The sequence below is a fragment of the Pseudomonas sp. MUP55 genome (assembly GCF_034043515.1).
GTDB lineage: Bacteria > Pseudomonadota > Gammaproteobacteria > Pseudomonadales > Pseudomonadaceae > Aquipseudomonas.
In genome coordinates this window covers 4530029-4551165 of the sequence record NZ_CP138214.1, presented here as the reverse complement: position 1 = coordinate 4551165, position 21137 = coordinate 4530029, and the positions used below count along the sequence as shown (strand labels likewise).

The following is a 21137-nucleotide window of genomic DNA, read 5'->3' as shown; positions in this document are numbered from 1 at the left end:
TCGTTGCCGTCAGTGGGCGATATTTTCCAGCGCCAGGTTGCGCGTGCGCGGCCCGAACCAACTGATGGTGATCATCACAATCAACATGCTGCTGGCGATAAACGCCAGCACGCCCGGCGTGCCCAGGTGCTCGAGGATAAAACCGATCAGCAGGCTGCTGAATACCGTCGACAGGCGGCTGAACGAGTAGCAGAACCCCACCGCCCGCGCACGGATATTGGTGGGGAACAATTCGCTCTGATACGAGTGATAGCTGAAGCTCAGCCAGGCATTGCAGAAGGTGATCATCACCCCGCAGAAAATCAGCCCCAGCGCCGTGGTTTGCAGGGCGAACAGGCTACCGAAGATCACCGCACCCATGGCCGAGCCGACGATCTGCCATTTGTTTTCAAAACGGTTGGCGACCTTCACGAACAGCAACGGGCCCAGCGGGTAGGCGAGGGTGATGATAAAGGCGTAGAGCAGGCTATGGGTCACGCTGACACCCTGGCCCGAGAGCAACGCCGGCAGCCAGTTGCCGAAGCCGAAGAAACCGATGGCCTGGAACACGTGGAACACGATCAGCATCAAGGCGCGGCGCCGGTAGGGCGGTTGCCAGATATCGGCGAAACGGCCACTGCCCTGCACGCTGACGGCCTCGGGTTGCGGTTCATCCAGCGGCTTGCCGTGATCCTTCAGGCAGCTTGCCTCCAGGCGATCCAGGATCGTGCCGGCTTCTTCGAAACGACCTTTCTGGGCGAGCCAGCGTGGTGATTCCGGCAGGCGCTTGCGCAGTTGCCAGATAAACAGCGCAAACACTGCACTGCTGAGCACCACCCAGCGCCAACCGGAAATCCCGAACGGTGCCTGGGGCACCAGCCACCATGACATCAATGCCACCGCCGGCACCGACAGAAACTGGATGAAGAACGCAAAGGCAAACGCCGAACTGCGCATGCGCTTGGGCACCAGTTCCGACAGGTAGGCGTCGATCGTCACCAGTTCGATCCCCAACCCGATGCCCACCAGAAAGCGCATGCAGATAATGCCCAGTGCGGACGTCTGGATGCCCATCAACACGGTGGCGACGGTGTACCAGATCAGCGCAAAGGTGAAGATTGCCCGACGCCCGAAACGGTCAGCGATGGGGCTGAGCAGGCTGGCGCCGAGGAACAGACCGAGGAAAGTGGCCGAGGCGAACGCGGCCTGGTCGGAAAAGCCGAACACTCCCTCGCTGCCCGTGTGGAAGATTCCATCGCTGATCAGACCTGGGCTGATATAGGCCGTCTGGAACAGGTCATACAGCTCGAAGAAACCGCCGATCGACAGCAGCGCCACCAGCCGCCAGATGCTGGCGACGGCGGGCAGACGGTCGATGCGCGCGCTGATGTGCGCGGCGCGGGTGGGGTCGATGCCGTCTGTGGCAGAGAAGGAGGGCATGGCCGGAGCACTCAGTAAGTCAGGGGGATTTCAAAGGTCTGGAACGCATCATCCACGGGTTGATAGCCCAGCACGCGGGTGGTTTCGCTCAGGTCCAGTCGCTTGAAACGGTTATTGGAAATGCCATGGGCGATCAAGTGTTTCACACCCTCGGCCTCTACCGCACGCTGCAGCAGTTGCACGGCATCACGGGGGCTGAGCCAGGCGCTGAGGTCGCGGGCGTTGGTCAGGCCGTGGTTTTCGGGAAACTCAAAGGCGCCGATGCGCAGGGCGATGGTCGACAGCGGCGTCTTGGCGGCGTAATAACCGCACAACGCCTCGCCGTAGCATTTGCTTGCGCCATACAGGTTGGCGGGGAGCACGGGCATCCCGGGCGTGATCTGGCGGTCCACCGGGTAGCCTTCGATGGTTTGCGCGCTGCTGGCAAATATCAGGCGCTGCACGCCGGCGGCCACGGCGGCTTCGAACAGGTAGGTGGTGGCCAGAATATTGTTGGGCAGCAGTTCGTCGAACGTTGCGTCGGCGTGGGGGATGCCCGACAGGTGCACGATCACGTCGATGCCATCGAGCAGAGCGCCAAGGCTGGATTTATCGCTGAGGTCGGCGTGTACGAAACGGTGTTCACCCAGGTCGAAATCCGGTGTGACGCGGTCGGTGAGGGTAAAGCGATAGCGGCCTTTGGAGGCCTCGAAAAACGTCTTGCCGATGCGGCCGCAGGCGCCGGTTAGGAGTACGTGGATTCCGTTCACTGTGTCGTCCTTTTGTTTAATTGTGACCATCAAGCGCGAAGGCCCTGAAGCCGGCGTGCTGGGCGAGCCGCTGATAGTAGGCGGCAATGGCCGGGTAGGGCGGACGCTGCATGGGTGTGACCTGCCAGCGATGTACCGAGAGGCCGATGAGGATGTCGGCGAGGGTGAATTCGTCGCCCGCTACGTAAGCGCCGGTCTTGGTCAGCTGTTGTTCCAGAATGCCCATCACGTTGTTCCAGCGCTGCACGGCGGCGGCAATCTGTGTCGCGTCCAGGCCGTCGGGGTTGTTACGCACCAGCGCAGTGAACGCGTCACCCCAGGCCCGGTTGAGTTCGACCGCTTGCCAGTCGATCCATTGCTCGACGCGGGCCCGTGGTGCGGGCTCGACGGGCAGCAGATCGGTGCGTTGATAGAGGCCGACGAGGTAGCGGCAGATGGTGTTGGACTCCCACAGCACGCCATGGTCGTCGATCAGCACCGGCACTTGGGCATTGGGGTTCAAGGCAAGAAATTCGGCAGATTGGGTGGGCTTGAAGCCGATGCCCCAGTCTTCACGCACATAGTCGATGCCCAGTTCCTGGCAGGTCCAGAGTACTTTTCGTACGTTGATCGAGGAGGCGCGGCCCAAGATTTTCAGTGAGTGTCCCATGGTGCTTCCCTGGCAGTGGAGAGTGGTTAATCTAGCAGGGGCCAAGTGGGCAGAGTCAAAAAATGTGGAAGGGGGCTTGCTCCCGATAGCGGTGAATCAGGCAGCTTGGTCGTGGCTCAAGGATCGTTCCCACGCTCTGCGTGGGAATGTAGCCCGTGACGCTCTGCGTCACTCAGCGATTGGCGGGACGCGGAGCGTCCCAAGAGGCATTCCCACGCAGAGCGTGGGAACGATCAACATTGCGACTGAGCGCAGGCCTTCAAGTACTCTCGCGCACCTGCAACTCAAACCCCATATCCACCACCGGTTTGGCGATCTTGTTGCCGGCCATGATCGTCAGCAAGTGCTCCGCCGCACGCCGGCCGATGGCTTCGCGCGGTGTGCTGATGCTGCTCAGGCGCGGCACCATGAACGAGGAGGCGGGCAGGTCGTTGAAGCCGAGCACGGCCACGCGCTCCGGCACGCTGATGCCGTGGCGCATGGCTTCGAGCAGTGCGCCCTGGGCCAGGTCGTCGTTGCCGAAGAAAATCGCATCCACATCCGGATGGGCGGCGAGCAATTGCAAGAATAATTCGCCACCCAGGCCGACGGAGGAGGGGCGCGGTGTCAGCAACTCCAGCGCCGGGTCGTACAGGCCGGCCTGTTGCAAGGCGCGGCGGAAGCCCTCACCCCGCAGCAATGTGCGCTGGTCCAACTGCGCGCCGATATAGGCCAGGCGCTTGCGCCCACGGGACAGCAGGTGCGCGGCTGCCGTTTCACCGGCGGCCAGTTGCGAGAAGCCCACGCAGTTCACGCCGGCATTGGGGTCCAGGTCCATCATGTACACGCATGGCACGTTGCTGACCTCAACCATCCGTCGCGCGCTTTCGGTGCGATCGAACCCGGTCAGCAGTAACCCGCGGGGTTGGTAGGCCATGTAGTTGCGCAGCAGGTTCTCTTCTTCGTCGCGCGAATAATGGGAATTGCCGATCAGCACTTCAAAGCCCTTGGGGCGCAGTACCTGGTGGATGGCTTCCAGTGTTTCGATAAACAGCAGGTTGGACAAGGACGGCACCAGCACCACCACCGAATGGCTCTGGGCCGAAGCCAGCGCGCGGGCGGCGGGGTTGACCACGTAGCTGAGTTCGGCGGCGGCGCGCTGCACTTTTTCCACCAGTTCGGCGGCGACGGTACTGATACCGCGCAAGGCGCGGGAGGCGGTGATTGGGCTGACGCCGGCCAGGCGGGCGACTTCGTTCAGGGTGGGGCGGCCCGTGGTGCGGGTATTTTTATCGTTCTTGGAGGTCATCAGGCGGCTTGCCAAACAAAAATCGAGGCACTAAGGTAGCGCTGTCTCCGAAGGGCTGCAAATTGTTGAACGAAGGGTTGCCTGATCCTGTTCAAAACCGTTGGAGCGGATGCACGCGTCACTCCATAAAAAAAGACAAGACGGCGCGGGAAAAGCCTGTTTTTGCACTAGCCTTACAGCGTGCAAAGGTAGCGCTATCTGCGTCCTGAGGTGTTTCATGAGTCAACCTGTTACCGCCCTGGTCATCATGGGTGTTTCCGGCTGTGGCAAGTCCAGCGTCAGTGAGGCCCTGTGCCGCCTGACCGGTGCCACCGCCATTGAAGGCGACAGCTTTCACCCCGCCGCGAACATCGAGAAGATGAGCGCCGGCCACCCCCTCAACGACGACGACCGCGCCGGCTGGCTCGACATCCTCTGTGATGAACTGCGCCGTTCGCTCAAGGCCGGTGAGCACCCGGTGCTGACCTGCTCCGCGCTGAAAAAGAAATACCGCGACCACCTGCGCGAAGCCGCGCCGGGGCTGGGTTTCGTGTTTCTGGAGCTGACCCGTGAAGTGGCCGCCGACCGTGTGTCCCATCGCCCCGGCCACTTCATGCCGGCAAGCCTCATTGACAGTCAGTTCGCCACCCTTGAATCGCCCAAGGGCGAGCCGCTGACCCTGGCCCTCAACGCCAGCGAAGACAGCGTCGAGGACCTGGCCGCGCAGACCGATACCTGGTGGCGCAAGCACGGCTTTGAACCAACTCATTAATTTTTTGCCGGAAAGATAGCGCTATCCCCGGCAGGAAGTTCAACACCCGCTTTAATAACAACAACAAACAGGAGAGACCCCCCATGTTTGGCATGTCCCACGAGTCCTACCTGCTGCTAGACGCAGTAGTCACTATCATCGGGTTGATCGTTCTGATCACCAAGTTCAAGGTGCACCCGTTCATCGCACTGATCATCGCGGCCGGCTTCCTCGGCCTGACCTCGGGCATGCCCGTGGACAAGATCATCAAGGCGTTCCAGGAGGGCTTCGGCGGGGTGCTCGGCTTTGTCGGCATCATCCTCGCGCTGGGTACCATGCTCGGCAAGATGATGGCCGAATCCGGCGGCGCCGATCAGATCGCCCAGACGCTGATCCGCGCCTTCGGCAAGGAAAAGGTCCAGTGGGCCATGATGTTCGCCGCGTTCCTGGTGGGCATCCCGCTGTTCTTCGAGATCGGCTTTGTGCTGCTGATCCCGCTGGTGTTCATCGTCGCGCGCCGCACCGGCGTGTCGCTGATCAAGATCGGCATCCCACTGCTCGCCGGTCTCTCGGCGGTGCACGGTCTGGTGCCGCCGCACCCGGGGCCGCTGCTGGCCATCGGCGTGTTTGGCGCGGACATCGGCAAGACCATTCTGTATGGCCTGATCGTCGCGCTGCCGACCGCCATCATCGCGGGTCCGATCTTCGGTACCTTTATCGCCAAGTACATTCCGGGTAATCCGTCCCAGGAACTGGTGGATCAACTGGCCCGCGAGACTGATAACAAATCGCTGCCAAGCTTTGGCATCACCTTGGTGACCGTGCTGCTGCCGGTGTTCCTGATGCTGCTCAAGACCTTCGCCGACATCGCGTTTGCCGAAGGCAACGTGGTGCGCAACTGGATGGACATGATCGGCCACCCGATCACCGCTCTGTTGCTGGCGTTGCTGCTGTCGCTGTACACCTTTGGCCATCGCCAGGGCATCCATTCCAAGCAGATCCTCAAACTGCTCGACGCCAGCCTTGCGCCCACCGCCGCGATCATCCTGATCATCGGTGCCGGTGGCGGCTTCAAGCAGATGCTGGTAACCAGCGGCGTGGGTGACGTGATCGGCCATATGGCGGTGAATGCACAGATCAACCCGATCCTGCTGGCATGGCTGGTGGCGGCGGTGATTCGCGTGGCCACAGGTTCGGCAACCGTGGCGACCATTACCGGCGCGGGCATCGTGGTGCCGGTGGTGGGCATGATCCCAGGGGTTAACCGCGAGCTGCTGGTGCTGGCGACGGGGGCGGGTTCATTGATCCTGTCTCACGTCAACGATGCGGGGTTCTGGCTGGTCAAGCAGTACTTCAACATGACCGTGGCCGAGACGTTCAAGACCTGGACCGCGATGGAGACCATCCTGTCGGTGGTGGCACTGATCTTCATCATGTTGCTGTCGCTGGTGGTGTAAGCCACAGCACCCAACAAAGACAGGAACCCAATCAAATGTGGGAGGGGGCTTGCCCCCGATAGCAGAGTGTCAGCCACTGCATCTGGTGACTGACCCACCGCCATCGGGGGCAAGCCCCCTCCCACATTTCTGACCGAGTCGGGCGTTGATCTTCATCATGTTGCTGTCGCTGGTGGTATAAGCCACACCACCCAACAAAGACAGGAACCCAATCACATGTGGGAGGGGGCTTGCCCCCGATAGCAGAGTGTCAGCCACTGCATGTGGTGCTGACCCACCGCCATCGGGGGCAAGCCCCCTCCCACATTTTTTGACCGAGCGGGGCGCTGATCTTCATCATCTTGCTGTCGCTGGTGGTATAAGCCACACCACCCAACAAAGACAGGAACCCAATCAAATGTGGGAGGGGGCTTGCCCCCGATAGCAGAGTGTCAGTCACTGCATCTGGCGACTGACCCACCGCCACCGGGAGCAAACCCCCTCCCACATTTTTTGACCGAGCCGGGCGCTGATCTTCATCATCTTGCTGTCGCTGGTGGTATAAGCCACACCACCCAACAAAGACAGGAACCCAATCAAATGTGGGAGGGGGCTTGCCCCCGATAGCAGAGTGCCAGTCACTGCATCTGGCGACTGACCCACCGCCACCGGGAGCAAACCCCCTCCCACATTATTGACCGAGTCAGGCGCCGGTTTTTGCTACCAGCCCATCCGCGCGGAACATCCCGCGAATCCCTCGCACCGCCTGGCGAATCCGGTCCTGGTTTTCGATCAGCGCAAAACGCACATGGTCATCCCCATACTCACCAAATCCAATGCCCGGCGACACACACACCTTGGCTTCCAGCAGCAGTTTCTTGGCGAATTCCAGCGAGCCCATAGCGGCATACTGCTCGGGAATCTTGGCCCAGACATACATCGACGCCTTTGGGTTCTCCACCATCCAACCCAGTTCATGCAGGCCCTTGACCAGTACATTGCGGCGCTGGCGATACTGCTCGGCGATGTCTTTCACGCACTGCTGGTCGCCTTCCAATGCCGCGATGGCGGCGACTTGCAGCGGGGTGAAGGTGCCGTAGTCGTGGTAACTCTTGATCCGCGCAAGAGCGTTGACCAGTTCGGGGTTGCCCACCATGAAACCGATACGCCAGCCGGCCATGTTGTAACTCTTGGACAGGGTGAAAAACTCCACCGCGATGTCCTTGGCGCCGGGCACCTGCATGATCGATGGGGCTTTCCAGCCGTCGTAGACGATGTCGGCGTAAGCCAGGTCATGCACCACCAGCACGTCGTACTGCTTGGCCAGGGCGATCACGCGTTCGAAAAAGTCCAGCTCCACGCACTGGGCGGTGGGGTTGGACGGAAAGCCCAGGATCATCATTTTCGGCTTGGGGATCGAGCCCCGAATCGCCCGCTCCAGCTCGGCGAAAAAATCCACGCCGGGCACCAGCGGCACCGAGCGCACCTGGGCGCCGGCAATCACCGCACCGTAGATGTGAATCGGGTAGCTGGGGTTGGGCACCAGCACGGTATCGCCCTGGTCCAGGGTGGCCAGCATCAAGTGCGCCAGGCCTTCCTTGGAACCGATGGTGACGATGGCTTCCGACTCGGGGTCGATGTCCACTTCATAGCGGTCCTTGTACCAGCGCGAAATCGCCCGGCGCAGACGCGGAATACCTTTGGAGGTGGAGTAGCCGTGGGTGTCTTCACGCTGGGCGACGGTGACCATTTTCTCCACGATGTGCGGTGGCGTGGCGCCGTCGGGATTACCCATGCTCAAGTCGATGATGTCTTCGCCGCGCCGACGCGCAGCCATCTTCAGCTCGGCAGTGATATTGAAAACGTAGGGGGGAAGTCGATCTATGCGCGCAAAGCGGCGCGGCGAACCTTGGTCTGCCATTGTTGCCTCGAGGTACGTAAGCGCCCGGAACCGTCCGAGCGACGTCGGCCACTGCGGTGGCCTGCGGCAGACAATACGGTCGATGATGGCAAGTTGTCCAGATGCGTAGGAAAAATTTCTACATGGAGTGCGGTGCGAATATGCCCCTATACTCGATGCGGGTTTGTGCCCTCATAAGAAGGAGACTGTTCGTATGGATCAGCAGACAAGACAACCGCTGGAGCCACGCATGGAAGCCGGCAAGGCCTTGGTGATCGCAGGCGTCCAAGGGCGCTATTCGAAGGCCACGGTGGGCGATATTCCAAAGCTGTGGGAGTTGTTCGACAGCTGTATCAAGGACATCAAAAAGCGCGTCGGCGGCGTGACCTACGGCGTGTGCCACAACGTCCACCACGGCGAATTCGACTACCTGGCCGGGGTTGAAGTCCCGACCCGCAGCGACGTGCCGAGCAATTTCCAATTCATTGAAATTCCGCCACTCAACTATGCCGTATTCCCCCATCACGGGTCGGTGCAAGCCCTTGCGCAAACCTACGAGCGCATCATGTTCGAATGGCTGCCGAACTCGGGCTACAAAGTGGTGGGGGCTGATTTCGAGCGCTATAGCGCGGATTTTGATGGAAGGAAGGGCACCGGGACGGTGGAAATCTGGCTACCGGTTGGAGAGAAGGGCTGACCCCGACGTCAGTGGCGTATGAGCGACAGACTCAATCTGCGCTCATACCCGATCCGCCCTTTGTACGCCTCGCCGCTGTCCACCCAGCCGGCCGCTGAATACACGCTCATTGCAGCTGCATTGTCGGCGTCCACCGACAACTCCAGTGCCTTGATCTGCGGCCATGCTTGCAGCGCTACCGCCGGTAGCGCCTGCAAACAGGCCTTGCCGAAGCCTCGCCCCTGCTGGCGCCGATCCACCTGCAATGCATGCAATGTGGCGCTGTCCTCGTGGGCCCAATGGGGCAGGCAAGGTGGGCGTTTGAGCAGCAGGAACGCCACGGGAATCTCGTCGGCGAGCAGGGTAAAGCCTTTGATAGCGTCAGGATTGGGATTGACCAGCAGGCTGTTCAGCGCGCAGTAGATATCGCCGGAATAAGCCAATTGTTGCGGATGGACTTCCAGGCCGTCGAGCTGCTGTTTTTGCAACGCGTTCAGCGTCTCATAGGGAACGAGGCGGGTTTCCATGTGCTGCATATCCGAAATCTGCAAAGAGGAACGGATTCTAGCGTTTTTGTTAAAGGCCAAATTATTTTTGTACGGGCTGTCGAGTTGCCTGAGGCGCGCACGGCCTACGAGCGGGCACTGGCCTTGACCCGGCAAACCCCTGAGCAGCGCTTTCTGGAAAAACGCTTGGCGCAGCTCAAATCCAATGAGCAATGACTCACTCAAGCATCTTGCCCAGTAACCAACTGCCCGCCGGCCCAGGCGGGCTTTGCCGCGACCACAGCGCATCCACCGCCACCGAGCGAGGCCAACTGCGAACCTTGAGTTCGACCAATTGCCCGCCGCCAAAACGCTCCACCAGCCAGCGCGGAATCGGTGCCCAGCCGAAGCCCAGTTGCGCCATTTCCATCAACATCAAATAGCTCGGTGCCGACCAGACGCGCTGGGTGCTGCGGGTTTCATTGGGGTTGATGATGCTCGCCAAGCGCAACTCCCGGTGCAACTGCAGCGTGTGCGGGTGCACCTTGGCCAGGCCCGCCAACGGGTGTTTGGGCGAGACGAACAGGGCGATCTCCGTACGTTCTTCAACGCTGGAAAACGTCAGGTCCGGCGGGTAAACCTCCTGCTGCTCGATGAACGCAATATGCGCCCGGCCACTTTGCACCAAGGCGATCAGGTCTTCGCATTCGGCGATCAGGCATTCCAACTCAAGGTCCGGGTAGCGTTGTTCAAAGGTGCTGAGGGCGATCTCGAAGCGGTCGGACTGGTAGGTATCGGACATGGCGATACTCAACCTGGGCTCCAGCCCCTGGGCCAATTGGCTCGCCGCCAGCTCCAGTCGGCTGCTGGCCTCCAGCACCTGCTCGGCACGCTGCAACAACACCTGGCCGGCCGGGGTCAGCGTCGGTTTGCGGCTGCTGCGGTCGAACAGCACCACGTCCAGGTCGATCTCCAGGCTCGCCACCGCCGCGCTGACGGTGGACTGGCTCTTGCCCAGCTTGCGCGCCGCTGCGGAAAACGAGCCTTGGGTGGCCGCCTGGACAAACGCCTGCAGCACTTCATGGGAGGCCATAAGTATCGCTTTAATCGATGGTTATTGGTTATGAAGTATCGGCTCAAGGGGTAATGATGGCAACTGTCGTCATTCAAGGAGCCGGGTCATGCACCCCACCAAGTCGATTACTGAACGTGTTCTGCAAGCCCTGGGTTTCGAAGGCCTGGCGTTGCTGATCTGCACCCCGCTGCTGATGTGGATCACCGGCCGGCCAGCCCTGGAAATGGGCGCGGTAACCCTGGGTATCAGCATTCTGGCGCTGACTTGGAACGTCATTTTCAACAGCCTGTTCGACCGCCTCAAAGTACGCCTGCAACTGTCCGGTGGCGCATCGACACGGGTGCTGCACGCGTTGATGTTCGAAGGCGGGCTGATTCTTGTCGCCGTGCCGTTGATTGCTGCATGGCTGAAGATCAGCCTGCTCGACGCATTCATCCTCGACATCGGCGTGCTGCTGTTCTTCCTGCCCTACACCTACGTGTACCACTGGGGGTACGACGTGGTGCGGGAGAAAATCCTTACAAAAACATCCCGCCTGACGCCTCGATCCGCTGACCGGTGATCCAGTGGCTGCCATCGGCCAGCAGCAGCGCAATGGCCCCACCAATATCGTCAGGCAACCCGGCGCGGCCCAGGGCGGTGTTGTTGGCGACCATGGCATTGAGGTTGGCGTTGTCGCGTACCGCACCACCGCCGAAGTCGGTTTCAATCGCGCCAGGGGCGAGGATATTGACGCTGATGCCACGCGCGCCCAGTTCCTTGGCCTGGTAGCGGGTCAGCACTTCCATCGCGCCCTTCATCGCTGCGTAGGCTGCGTAGCCCGGCAGGCTGAAGCGCGCCAGCCCGCTCGACACGTTGAGAATACGGCCGCCGTCGCGAATCAACGGCAACAGCTTCTGTGTGAGAAAAAACGGCCCCTTGAATTGGATCGCCACCAGTTGGTCGAACTGGGCTTCGGTGGTTTCTGCAAAGCTTGCATGCAGGCCGATACCGGCGTTGTTGATCAGAAAATCAAAGTGATCCTGTGCGAAAACATTCTTGAGCGCGTCGGTAACTTCACTGACGAAACCCCCGAATGTCGCGCTCTGGCCTACATCCAGTTGCAACATGGCGGCGCGGCCGCCCAGTTGTTCGATTTGCCCCACTAAGGCCTGAGCCTCATCGGCCTTGCTGTGGTAGGTGCCGATGATGTCGACGCCCTGGGCGGCCAGGTGCAGCGCCGCGCTTTTACCCAGGCCGCGGCTGGCGCCGGTGATCAGTGCGATTTTACGGGTCATGGTGGAGTCCTCGGAGCAGGTGAGTGAATGTGGGACGGAGTGTATTTGTCCGCTCATAACGTGATAAACAGAGCGATACCGGAATCACCGGCCGGATAAGGCGAACAATCCCATGAACAAACTTGAGCTGCTGCGCACCTTCGTGCGCGTCACCGAACTGTCGAGTTTCACCCAGGCGGGCGAGCGCCTCGGCCTGCCGCGCTCCACCGTCTCCGAGCATGTGCAGGCGCTGGAAGAATTGCTCGGCACGCGCCTGTTGCAGCGCACCACGCGCAAGGTCCAGGCGACGCAGGACGGGCGGGTGCTGTACGAGCGGAGCAAGGACCTGCTGGCGCATATGGAGGAACTGGAAGGGCTGTTTCGCCAGGATGAGGCGCAACTGGCCGGGCGGATTCGCGTAGACATGCCTAACGTGATGGCACGCGAATTGATCCTGCCGCGCTTGCCGCAGTTCATGGACCTGCACCCGCTGATCGAACTGGAAATCAGCAGCACCGACCGCCAGGTCGACCTGCTGGCCGAAGGCTTTGATTGTGTGTTGCGCGTCGGTGCCCAGCCGGACCAATCGGTGGTGGCGCGCCTGCTGTGCAGCATGCCGATGCTCAACTGCGTGAGCCCCGGGTACGTGCAGCGGCATGGCGTGCCGCACATCCTGGCGGACCTGGCCGAGCATCGGCTGGTGCATTACGTGCGGCCGCTGGGCGCACGCTCGCCGGGGTTCGAGTACCAACAGGGCAACAAGGTGCACCGCGTGCCGATGGCCGGGCGGGTCACGGTCAACAGCACCGACGCCTACAAGGCTGCGTGCCTCGGTGGGTTCGGCCTGGCGCAGATGCCGGCCCTGGGGATTCGTGAGCAACTGGCCAGTGGCGAACTGCTGGCGGTGCTGCCCGAGTACCCGGCGCCAGCGCTGGATGTGTCGTTGCTGTACGCCGGGCAACGGCATTTGCCACTGCGGGTGCGGGTGTTCATGGACTGGCTCGCGCTGACCTTGCAGGCTCAGCTTTAACGGCGGGCCGACAGTTGTTGCGGTGCGAGGAACGCATCGTGGAAATAATCACGGAAGGCCTGCATCGCCGGGGTGAACGTCCGTTCGCGGTGCCAGGCCAGGCCGACGCTCATGGGGGTGACCTTGTCGGTCACGCTCACGGTTTCGATGCGCTTGCCTTCCAGCGACCAGGGGCGGTACACCAAGTCGGAAAGAATCGCCACGCCGCTGCCATTGGCCACCATGCTGCGCACCGCTTCCACCGAGCTGGTGCGCAGGCGCACGGTGGGTGTCTGTCCGGCTTGTTCCCAGTAGCGCATGGCGCTTTGTTCGGCCTCGTCGACGGTGAGAAAAATGTATGGTTCGCGCGCCACATCGGCGAGGCTCACCACCGGCTGATTGCACAGGGGGTGGTGGCTGGGCAGCCACAGGCGGCGTTCGGAGTTGAACAGGGTTTCGGAGACGATATCCGGGTGCGTCAGGTTGGCGGTCAGCACCACGGCCATGTCGAACTGGCCGTTGAGCAAGCCATGCTCGATGGCCTGGCGTTCCTGTTCGAACACTTCGATGGTCACGTCCGGGTGCCAGTGTTCCATGCGCTGCTGATGGTGCGGCAGGAAATATCCCAGCACCGTGTAGCTGGCCGCCACGCGCAGCACGCCGCTGGCGCGGTAGTCCGGCAGTGGGCTGTTCAGCGCGTCGTCGACGCTGCGCACGATCACGTAGGCACGGTTGAGAAAGTGCCGCCCGGCGTCGGTCAGGCTCATGCCTTGGGCCGAGCGCACGAACAACTGCGCGCCGAGCATGGCTTCGAGTTCCTTGATCGCGGTGGTCACCGCCGATTGCGAGATGTTCAGGTGAATCGCCGCCTGTGAGATCTGGCCGATCTCGGCGGTGGCGACAAAGTAGCGAACCTGGCGCAGGGTGAGGGACATGCAGTTCTCCACAGTGAAGTTGATCGTTCCCACGCTCCGCGTGGGAATGCCGCTTTGGGACGCTCCGCGCCTGCTCTGACGAAGCGACGCTAAGCATCGCGGGATGCATTCCCACGCAGAGTGTGGGGACGATCGGGTGTGGCCTCAGGCACGATACGGGTATCTGATTTTCAGAAGGCGACCTATCTGATAATAGATCTTCCCAAGGGGTCAAGCCGCAGCCTACTTTCGATGCCACGAACCTTTGCGGAGCGACCTCAATGCAGGTAGTGGATTTCAACTCGGACATGGGCGAGGGCTTCGGCCCCTGGACCGTCGGTGATGGCGTCGACAGCGAACTGATGGCCTACATCAGCTCGGCCAATATCGCCACCGGCTTTCACGCCGGCGACCCCGGCACCATGCGGCGCACCGTCGAACGCGCCCGTCAGCTGGGCGTTGGCATCGGCGCGCATCCGGGGTTTCGTGACCTGGTCGGCTTCGGTCGCCGGCACATCAACGCGTCGGCCCAGGAACTGGTGGACGACATCCTCTACCAGCTCGGCGCCTTGCGCGAAATCGCTCGCGCCCAGGGGGTAGCGCTGCAACACATCAAGCCCCACGGTGCGCTGTACATGCACCTGGCGCGGGACGAGGAAGCCGCGCGGCTGCTGGTGGAAAACCTGCAGATTGTCGAGCCCACATTGTTGCTGTACTGCATGCCCAATTCGGTGATCTGGCAGGTTGCCCGGGAACTGGGGCAACCGGTGGTGCGCGAGTTTTACGCTGACCGTGAGTACGATCTCTCCGGCTCCATCGTATTTACCCGCAAGGTGCGCGCGCTGGATCCGGCCACTGTCGCGGCACGTGTCCTGCGGGCCTGTCAGACCGGACGAGTGCGTACCGTCGAAGGGGAAGACTTGCTTATGGAATTCGATTCCATCTGCCTGCACAGCGATACCCCCGGTGCGCTGGAACTGGTGGAAGCCACGCGCGAGGCGCTCGACCAGGCGGGGATCTTTGTGCGCACGCCACGCTGAATGACACCGGTGCACAGACGCCGGGTCTGACTGATTTTTTGCCTGCCTTTCTACAATGATTCCAAGAGGAACAGACATGGCTGAATCTTCCCCGATCCGCTACAGCTTTGGCGGTGACGAGCACCTGTTTGCCGAGGTCAGCGAGAGCATGTCCCTGCAGGCCTTTTTCAAGGGCATGGCCGTAACCCGCGCGGTAGAGCGCCTGGCGCTGGAGGGTGTGCTGGACGTGTGCCTGGCCAATGCGTCGTTCCAGATCCGTTTCGACCCGGACCGCATCGCGCCCCAGGTACTGCTCGATGCGGTGCAAGACGCCGAAAGCCTGGCCGTGGCCGAGCGCACCCTGCACACGCGGATCATCGAGATTCCGGTGCTGTACAACGACCCCTGGACCCATGAAACCCTGATGCGTTTTCGCGACCGGCACCAGGACCCGAGCGGCACCGACCTGGAGTACGCCGCGCGGATCAACGGCCTGGCGGACGTCGACGCCTTTGTCGCGGCCCACAGTGGCGCGCCGTGGTTTGTGTCGATGGTCGGTTTCGTCGCCGGCCTGCCGTTCATGTTCCAGATGGTCGAGCGCGAGCGGCAGTTGCAGGTACCCAAATACCTGCGCCCGCGCACCGACACGCCAAAACTGACCCTTGGCCACGGCGGCTGTTTCGGTTGCATCTATTCGGTACGCGGCGCCGGTGGGTACCAGATGTTCGGCGTGACCCCGGCGCCGATCTACGACCCGGCGCAGCAACTGGCCTACCTCAAGGACCACATGGTGTTTTTCCGTCCCGGCGATATCGTTCAGTTCAAGCCCATCGACCGTGAGGCCTATGACCTGGCGGTGGCCGAGGTGGAGGCAGGACGTTTCGACCTGCGCATCCGCCCGGTGGAATTTTCCCTCGATGCATTTCTCGCCGACCCCACCGGTTATCCGAAAACCCTGCAGGAGGCGCTGGCATGATCAAGGTCCTCAAACCCGGCCTGGCCACCTCGGTGCAGGACCTTGGCCGTGAAGGCTATTACCACCTGGGCATTCCGCCGTCGGGCGCGTTGGACCAGTACGCCTTGAGCGCGGCCAACCATCTGGTGGGTAACCCGATCGGCGCGGCGGGGCTGGAATGCACCTTGATCGGCCCGCAGTTGCAATTCCAGCGCGACGGCCTGGTGGCACTGTGCGGCGCGCTGATGTCGCCGCGCCTGGATGGCGAAGTGGTGCATCAGGACACCGCATTCCAGGTGCGCGCCGGGCAAGTGCTGCGGTTCGAATTCCCGAAGGCCGGCGCACGCACTTACCTGGCGGTGGCCGGTGGCATCGATGTGCCGCTGGTGCTTGGCAGCCGCTCCACTTACACCCTCGGCGCGCTGGGCGGGTTTCATGGGCGGCGCCTGGTGGAAGGCGATGAACTGCCGGTCGGCGAGGCCAGCGGCAAGGGCCGGGCGGGCAACAGCCTGCCGATGGCCTTGCGCCAATCGGTCGGCGGCGATGTGACCTTGCGCGTGGTGCCGGGGCTGTATTACGAGCGGCTGACGGCAGCGGCAAAAAGCAGTTTTTTCGCTGAGCCCTGGACTGTGGGCTCGGAGGCAGACCGCATCGGCTATCGCTTCAAGGGTGGCAGCGCCTTGAGTTTCCAGGCACGGGAACAGCCGTTTGGCGCAGGTTCCGACCCTTCGAACATCGTCGACAGTTGCTACCCCATCGGCTCGATCCAGGTGCCGGCCGGGCTGGAGCCGATTGTGTTGCACCGCGATGCGGTGTCGGGCGGCGGCTATGCCATGATCGGCACCGTGATCAGCGCCGACCTGGACCTGATCGGGCAGATGCAGCCGAACCAGCGGGCGGGGTTTGTCGCGGTCACCCTGGAGCAGGCGCTGGAGGCGCGACGGGTATACAAGAAGCGGCTCAAGGCGATGGCGGCACTTTTTGGCGGCTGACACATGGCAAAACCGATGTGGGAGCTGGCTCCCACATCACATCTGTGGTGTCAGAACAATTGGGTGAACAGCCAGTACAAGCTGCCCGACAACACAATCGCCGCCGGCAACGTCAGCACCCACGCCATCAGCAAATTGCGGATGGTGCGCATCTGCAAACCACCGCCGTTGGCCACCATGGTGCCGGCCACACCGGATGACAGCACGTGGGTGGTCGACACCGGCAAGCCGAACATGTCGGCCGCGCCGATGGTCAGCATCGCCACGGTTTCGGCCGACGCGCCTTGGGCGTAGGTCAGGTGGGTCTTGCCGATCTTTTCACCCACCGTGACCACGATGCGTTTCCAGCCAACCATGGTCCCCAGCCCGAGCGCGATGGCCACTGCGATCTTGACCCACAGCGGGATAAAGCGCGTGGCGTTGTCGATCTGTTGCTTGAACAGCTGCAGCTTGCCCTGGGTGTCGGCGTCGAACTGGCCGACCTTGCCCTTGTCCATCAGGCGAATGGTTTCGCTGGTCAGGTACATGTCGTTACGCACGTTGCCCACCGCCTCAGCCGGTACCGCGGCGAGGGAGCCATAGCTTTTGACTTCGCTGCCGATATGGCCGGTGATGGCGGCGAGAGCGGGCACCAGTTCCGGTGTGGCTTCCTTGGTGCGCACGTAGGTCGACAAGGTAGCGCGGGAGTCGGCAGGTGCAGGCTGCGGTGCGGCCTTCACCAACGCGGCCTGGGTTACCTCGGCGACGGCGGCAAATTGCAGCGACTGGTCGGCGGGCATGGTGCGGTTCAGCGCATAGGCCATGGGCAGGGTGCCCACCAGGATCAGCATGATCAGGCCCATGCCTTTTTGCCCATCGTTGGAGCCGTGGGCGAATGACACACCGGTGCAGGTGACGATCAGCATGCCGCGAATCCACCACGGCGGCGGGGTATCGCCCTTCGGGGCTTTGTACAGCGCGCGGTTTTTCACGAAGGCGCGCAGGGCCAGCAACAGCAAGGCGGCAAACGCGAAGCCGATCAGTGGGGAGAGCAGCAACGCGTAACCGATCTTGGCGGCCTGGCTCCAATCCACACCGCTGGTGCCATCGCGGCCGTGCATCAAGGCGTTAGCGACGCCGACACCGATGATCGAGCCGATCAGCGTGTGCGACGACGACGCCGGCAAACCCAGCCACCAGGTGCCGAGGTTCCACAGGATTGCAGCGATCAGCAGGGCAAAGATCATGGCGAATCCGGCTGATGAACCTACCTGCAGGATCAGCTCGACCGGCAGCAGGGCAATGATGCCGAACGCCACCGCACCGCTGGAAAGCAGCACGCCGAGAAAGTTGAAAAAGCCCGACCACACCACCGCGAAATGCGGCGGCAACGAGTTGGTGTAGATCACCGTGGCCACCGCATTGGCGGTGTCATGAAAGCCGTTGACGAACTCGAAGCCCAGGGCGATCAACAGTGCCACGCCCAGCAGCAGGAACGGCGTCCAGGTGGTGACCACCGTGCCGAGTTCGTGCATGTCGTGCATCAGGCTGTAGGCGGTGAACAACAGGCCCATGGCGAGTACGGCGAAGAACAGGATCACCGTCACCAGGCCTGGCTTGGTGTCCAGTCGGGGTTTGGGGGCTGTAGGTGAGAGGTGGGGAGAGGCGGTCAGGGAGGGGGTGGCCATGCCGGAGCATCCAGTGTGGGGAGGATGTTTCCCATGATCATTGCAGAATGTTACAGAGATGCTGCGGCAGGTCAGTGTTTAGGCAGACGCGTGTGCCGCTGGTCTATTAAACACTGGCTAGCTGATCGTTCCCACGCTCTGCGTGGGAATGCCTCCTAGGACGCTCCGCGTCCCGCCAACACCGCGTACGGGTGACGCAGAGCGTCACGGGCTCAATTCCCACGCGGGAGCGTGGGAACGATCTTCATCTTCACGCCCGCAGGCGGTGCAAGCCTTGAAACGGTTTTTGGCCGGGCGGGCCTCATCGCGGGCAAGCCCGACTCCCACAGGGGAATGCATTCCAATGTGGGAGCTGGCTTGCCTACGATAGCGCCAGTTCGGGCGCGCATGTATCAGCTGGCCCACCGCGTCCGCGAGCACATTCGTGGCTGATTGTCCCCACGCTCTGCGTGGGAATGCCTCCTAGGACGCTCCGCGTCCCGCCAATACCGCGCACGGGTGACGCAGCTCAATTCCCACGCGGGAGCGTGGGAATTATCTTGATCTTGCGATCTTCAGTGCATTCAATTCAGTAATCCGTGCGTTTCCTGAACGCCCAGCGCCCGGCGATCAACGTGAATGTCGCCACCAACGCCACCAGGATCCAGAACCCTTCCGGGTCGGTAGAAAGCGGCACCCCACCGACGTTCATGCCGAAAAAGCCGGCGATGATGTTGATCGGCAGCGCCAGCACCGTCACCACCGTGAGGGTGAACAGCGTGCGGTTGCTCTGTTCGTTGAGGTTGGCGGCGATCTCTTCCTGCAACAACTTGATCCGCTCGCCCAGGGCCGTCAGGTCGTTGATGATCAGGGCGAACTCTTCGGTGGATTTGCGCAACTCCTTCACGTCTTCCTTTTGCAGCCATTGCGGCGGCCGGTTGAGCAGGCGCAACAGTGAGCCCGGCTCAAGCGCCAGCAGGCGTTGCAACCGCACCAGCACGCGGCGCGCGGCACCGAGTTCGGCGCGGTTGGTGGACAGGCGCGAGGACAGCAACTGGTCTTCGATCTGGTCGACACTGAGGCTGGTCTTGCGCACGATCTGCGTCAGCACTTCGCCCTGGTCGCGCAGCAAATGCACCAGCAGTTCCAGCGGCGAGCGGAAGCGTTCACCGGCTTTGACCGACGAGCGCAATTTATCCACCGAGTGCAGCGGTTGCAGGCGCGCGCTGATCAGCAAGCGACTGCGCGCGCACACCCACAAGGTGGAAATATCCGACGATACCAGGCTGCTGAAGTTGAACACCACGTCGTTGACCACCGCCAGCAGGGCGGAATCGACATGCTCGATGCGCGTTGAGCGCGAGCCTTCGTGCAAGGCCTCGAAGAACTCCTCGGGCAGCTCCAGGTGCGCCTGCATCCAGCGTTCACACGCGGCGTGAGCCAGGTTCAAGTGCAGCCAGAGAAACTCTTCTGGAGCGGTAGGCTGTTGCAGCGCCTTGAGCGCCGTGGCCGAATCAATCTGCTCAGCTTTTTCGCCGGGCAGAAAGCGGAAACCGTAAAGCAGGCCAAACAGATCCGAATCCTGGTGGCTGTGGTCAATGCTGTGGTTCATGGTGGCTCGCAGAGAGAAAACCTGTCGGACATTTCACAGGTCGCGAGCGCATCTTTACAGGGAGGGATGACGGTTTTGTGACGGTTCTGCGAGGCGTGCCAGGAGCCTGATCACGCCCGCGGCAGGCGGAAGGTGAACACCGTGCCGTGCAACGGCGTACTGCAAACCTTCAGTTCGCCGCCATGGGCGTCGGCGATCAGCTTGACGATGTACAGTCCCAGACCAAGGCCGGCCTGGGGGCTCGCGGTGGTGGGACGCGCATAGGGTTGGAACAACCGGGGCAGGGCTGGCTCATTGATCTGTCCCGCGTTCTTCACGCTCAGTTCAAAGTGCCCCTGTTCAACCGTTGCACACACTTCGATGGGCCCGTCAGGGTCGCCATGGTGCACGGCGTTGGCGACCAGATTGGAGAGCAATTGCGCCAGGCGATCGCGGTCGCCGTTGATGCCTGGAAGTGCGTCGATCTGTGCGCGTATGTCCCGCTCAGGATGCACACTCTGCAGCTCCGCGACCACCTGCTGCAGGGCGCTCTGCAAATCCTCGCAATGACCCAGGTGCAGCGGGATGCCGCTGCCCATGCGACCACGGGCAAAATCCAGCACATCTTCGACCAACTGCGCCGCGCGACGGCCGCTGGCCAGGATGTGGCGCACGATGCTGTCTGTGGCTGGCAGCGGGTGTTTGCGCAGCAGGCGCTCGGCGCCGACGTTGATGGCGAACAGCGGATTGCGCAGATCGTGCCCGAGCACGGCGATAAATTGCTCACGCAACTGCGCCGTGTTGCGTTCTTCACGCAAATCGTCTTCGGTGTTCTGCTGGTGTTCTTCGGCTTCGATCTGCAGCGAAAGGACCCGCGCGAAAGACTCCATCGTCGACTGGATGGCGCTGCTTCGCAACGACGCGGGTTTTGGATCAAGGGCGCAGATGGTGCCGAAAAAGCTGCCGTCGGTACGGAACACGGGCACCGAGATGTAGCTTTCGAACTTGTACATCAGTGGGGTGTGATGCGTGCGATACAGCGGGTCTTGACTGGCCTCGTCGATCACCACGGACACATGGGAACTACGGATTTCGTGGCAGAGGGTGGTGGTCAGGTCCAGCTCGCCGCCCACACCCAGGCCGAACGCCAACTCATCGAGCACGGCGCAGGCGGTCCAGGTCTGGTCAGTCACGCGAGCCACGGCGACAAAACGCAGGCCGGTCATGTCGCTGATGACGCGAAGCATCGCGGGCACGGCACTGATTCGGCCGATGGTGGCGATGTCGGCGGCTTTGTGCCCCATAGACGTTCTCATGTTGGCGATGGCGGCAGCGTAATGCATCGGCC

21 protein-coding genes are annotated in these 21137 nt (G+C 62.0%); 9 read left to right on the top strand and 12 right to left on the bottom strand.

Going from position 1 to position 21137, the window contains the following annotated elements; genetic code table 11:
- Nucleotides 1-9: 9 nt before the first annotated feature.
- From SC318_RS20460 to SC318_RS20445, 4 genes are all read right to left on the bottom strand, one after another.
- Nucleotides 10-1419 (bottom strand): MFS transporter, encoded by a 1410-nt coding sequence (locus tag SC318_RS20460; RefSeq protein WP_320428241.1) that lies wholly within the window; start codon nt 1417-1419, stop codon nt 10-12.
- 11 nt (nt 1420-1430) lie between these two features.
- Nucleotides 1431-2168 (bottom strand): NAD-dependent epimerase/dehydratase family protein, encoded by a 738-nt coding sequence (locus SC318_RS20455; protein ID WP_320428240.1) that lies wholly within the window; start codon nt 2166-2168, stop codon nt 1431-1433.
- Nucleotides 2169-2184: 16 nt separating this feature from the next.
- The gene (locus SC318_RS20450) at nt 2185-2817 is read right to left on the bottom strand and encodes a glutathione S-transferase family protein (RefSeq protein ID WP_320428239.1); all 633 of its coding nucleotides are present in this window, start codon (nt 2815-2817) and stop codon (nt 2185-2187) included.
- A 259-nt stretch (nt 2818-3076) separates the two neighbouring features.
- Nucleotides 3077-4108: an HTH-type transcriptional regulator GntR gene (locus SC318_RS20445; protein ID WP_320431272.1), complete on the bottom strand. Its 1032-nt coding sequence runs from the start codon at nt 4106-4108 to the stop codon at nt 3077-3079.
- A 214-nt stretch (nt 4109-4322) separates the two neighbouring features.
- On the opposite strand from SC318_RS20445, the gene SC318_RS20440 reads away from it, so the two are divergent.
- The gene (locus SC318_RS20440) at nt 4323-4856 is read left to right on the top strand and encodes a gluconokinase (protein WP_320428238.1); all 534 of its coding nucleotides are present in this window, start codon (nt 4323-4325) and stop codon (nt 4854-4856) included.
- An 83-nt stretch (nt 4857-4939) separates the two neighbouring features.
- Nucleotides 4940-6292 carry a GntP family permease gene (locus SC318_RS20435; RefSeq protein ID WP_320428237.1) on the top strand — a complete coding sequence of 451 codons (1353 nt, stop codon included), beginning with the start codon at nt 4940-4942 and terminating at the stop codon, nt 6290-6292.
- A 682-nt stretch (nt 6293-6974) separates the two neighbouring features.
- Here the strand turns inward: SC318_RS20435 and alaC are convergent.
- The gene (gene alaC, locus SC318_RS20430) at nt 6975-8192 is read right to left on the bottom strand and encodes an alanine transaminase (protein ID WP_320428236.1); all 1218 of its coding nucleotides are present in this window, start codon (nt 8190-8192) and stop codon (nt 6975-6977) included.
- Between the two features lie 193 nt (nt 8193-8385).
- Here alaC and SC318_RS20425 point away from each other — a divergent pair, with 193 nt between their 5' ends.
- The gene (locus SC318_RS20425; RefSeq protein ID WP_320428235.1) at nt 8386-8868 is read left to right on the top strand and encodes a GyrI-like domain-containing protein; all 483 of its coding nucleotides are present in this window, start codon (nt 8386-8388) and stop codon (nt 8866-8868) included.
- Between the two features lie 8 nt (nt 8869-8876).
- On the opposite strand, the gene SC318_RS20420 is transcribed toward SC318_RS20425, so the two are convergent.
- Entirely contained in the window at nt 8877-9374 is a 498-nt protein-coding gene (locus SC318_RS20420) for a GNAT family N-acetyltransferase (RefSeq protein ID WP_320428234.1), read from the bottom strand.
- Here SC318_RS20420 and SC318_RS20415 point away from each other — a divergent pair, their 5' ends adjacent.
- On the top strand, nt 9375-9569 hold the full coding sequence (locus SC318_RS20415; protein ID WP_320431304.1) for a hypothetical protein: 195 nt from the start codon (nt 9375-9377) through the stop codon (nt 9567-9569).
- Between the two features lies 1 nt (nt 9570).
- Here the strand turns inward: SC318_RS20415 and SC318_RS20410 are convergent, their stop codons facing one another.
- Nucleotides 9571-10425: a LysR family transcriptional regulator gene (locus tag SC318_RS20410; protein ID WP_320428233.1), complete on the bottom strand. Its 855-nt coding sequence runs from the start codon at nt 10423-10425 to the stop codon at nt 9571-9573.
- A gap of 88 nt (nt 10426-10513) precedes the next feature.
- Here SC318_RS20410 and SC318_RS20405 point away from each other — a divergent pair, with 88 nt between their 5' ends.
- A complete protein-coding gene (locus SC318_RS20405) occupies nt 10514-10969 on the top strand; it encodes a multidrug/biocide efflux PACE transporter (RefSeq protein WP_320428232.1) in 456 nt (151 codons plus the stop codon).
- On the opposite strand, the gene SC318_RS20400 is transcribed toward SC318_RS20405, so the two are convergent.
- Complete coding sequence (locus SC318_RS20400) at nt 10926-11684, bottom strand: SDR family NAD(P)-dependent oxidoreductase (protein ID WP_320428231.1); 759 nt, start codon at nt 11682-11684, stop codon at nt 10926-10928. The two genes, SC318_RS20405 and SC318_RS20400, sit on opposite strands and share 44 nt — an antisense overlap.
- 112 nt (nt 11685-11796) lie before the next feature.
- Here SC318_RS20400 and SC318_RS20395 point away from each other — a divergent pair, with 112 nt between their 5' ends.
- Complete coding sequence (locus SC318_RS20395; RefSeq protein ID WP_320428230.1) at nt 11797-12693, top strand: LysR family transcriptional regulator; 897 nt, start codon at nt 11797-11799, stop codon at nt 12691-12693.
- Here SC318_RS20395 and SC318_RS20390 read toward each other — a convergent pair.
- Nucleotides 12690-13607: a LysR family transcriptional regulator gene (locus tag SC318_RS20390; protein WP_320428229.1), complete on the bottom strand. Its 918-nt coding sequence runs from the start codon at nt 13605-13607 to the stop codon at nt 12690-12692. The two genes, SC318_RS20395 and SC318_RS20390, sit on opposite strands and share 4 nt — an antisense overlap.
- A 260-nt stretch (nt 13608-13867) precedes the next feature.
- On the opposite strand from SC318_RS20390, the gene SC318_RS20385 reads away from it, so the two are divergent.
- The 3 genes from SC318_RS20385 to SC318_RS20375 all read left to right on the top strand — a co-directional run bounded on the left by SC318_RS20385 (nt 13868) and on the right by SC318_RS20375 (nt 16552).
- On the top strand, nt 13868-14626 hold the full coding sequence (locus SC318_RS20385; protein ID WP_320428228.1) for a 5-oxoprolinase subunit PxpA: 759 nt from the start codon (nt 13868-13870) through the stop codon (nt 14624-14626).
- Between the two features lie 76 nt (nt 14627-14702).
- On the top strand, nt 14703-15581 hold the full coding sequence (locus SC318_RS20380) for a 5-oxoprolinase subunit B family protein (RefSeq protein WP_320428227.1): 879 nt from the start codon (nt 14703-14705) through the stop codon (nt 15579-15581).
- A complete protein-coding gene (locus tag SC318_RS20375; RefSeq protein WP_320428226.1) occupies nt 15578-16552 on the top strand; it encodes a 5-oxoprolinase subunit C family protein in 975 nt (324 codons plus the stop codon). The genes SC318_RS20380 and SC318_RS20375 overlap by 4 nt, the downstream gene beginning before the upstream one ends.
- Before the next feature lie 50 nt (nt 16553-16602).
- Here the strand turns inward: SC318_RS20375 and SC318_RS20370 are convergent, their stop codons facing one another.
- The 3 genes from SC318_RS20370 to SC318_RS20360 all read right to left on the bottom strand — a co-directional run bounded on the left by SC318_RS20370 (nt 16603) and on the right by SC318_RS20360 (nt 21093).
- Nucleotides 16603-18219 carry an inorganic phosphate transporter gene (locus SC318_RS20370; RefSeq protein ID WP_320428225.1) on the bottom strand — a complete coding sequence of 539 codons (1617 nt, stop codon included), beginning with the start codon at nt 18217-18219 and terminating at the stop codon, nt 16603-16605.
- 568 nt (nt 18220-18787) lie between these two features.
- Nucleotides 18788-19810, bottom strand: coding sequence for a transporter (locus tag SC318_RS20365; RefSeq protein ID WP_320428224.1), 1023 nt, complete (start codon nt 19808-19810; stop codon nt 18788-18790).
- Between the two features lie 110 nt (nt 19811-19920).
- Nucleotides 19921-21093, bottom strand: a complete 1173-nt coding sequence (locus tag SC318_RS20360; protein WP_320431271.1) for a GAF domain-containing sensor histidine kinase — start codon at nt 21091-21093, stop codon at nt 19921-19923.
- Nucleotides 21094-21137 lie beyond the last annotated feature (44 nt).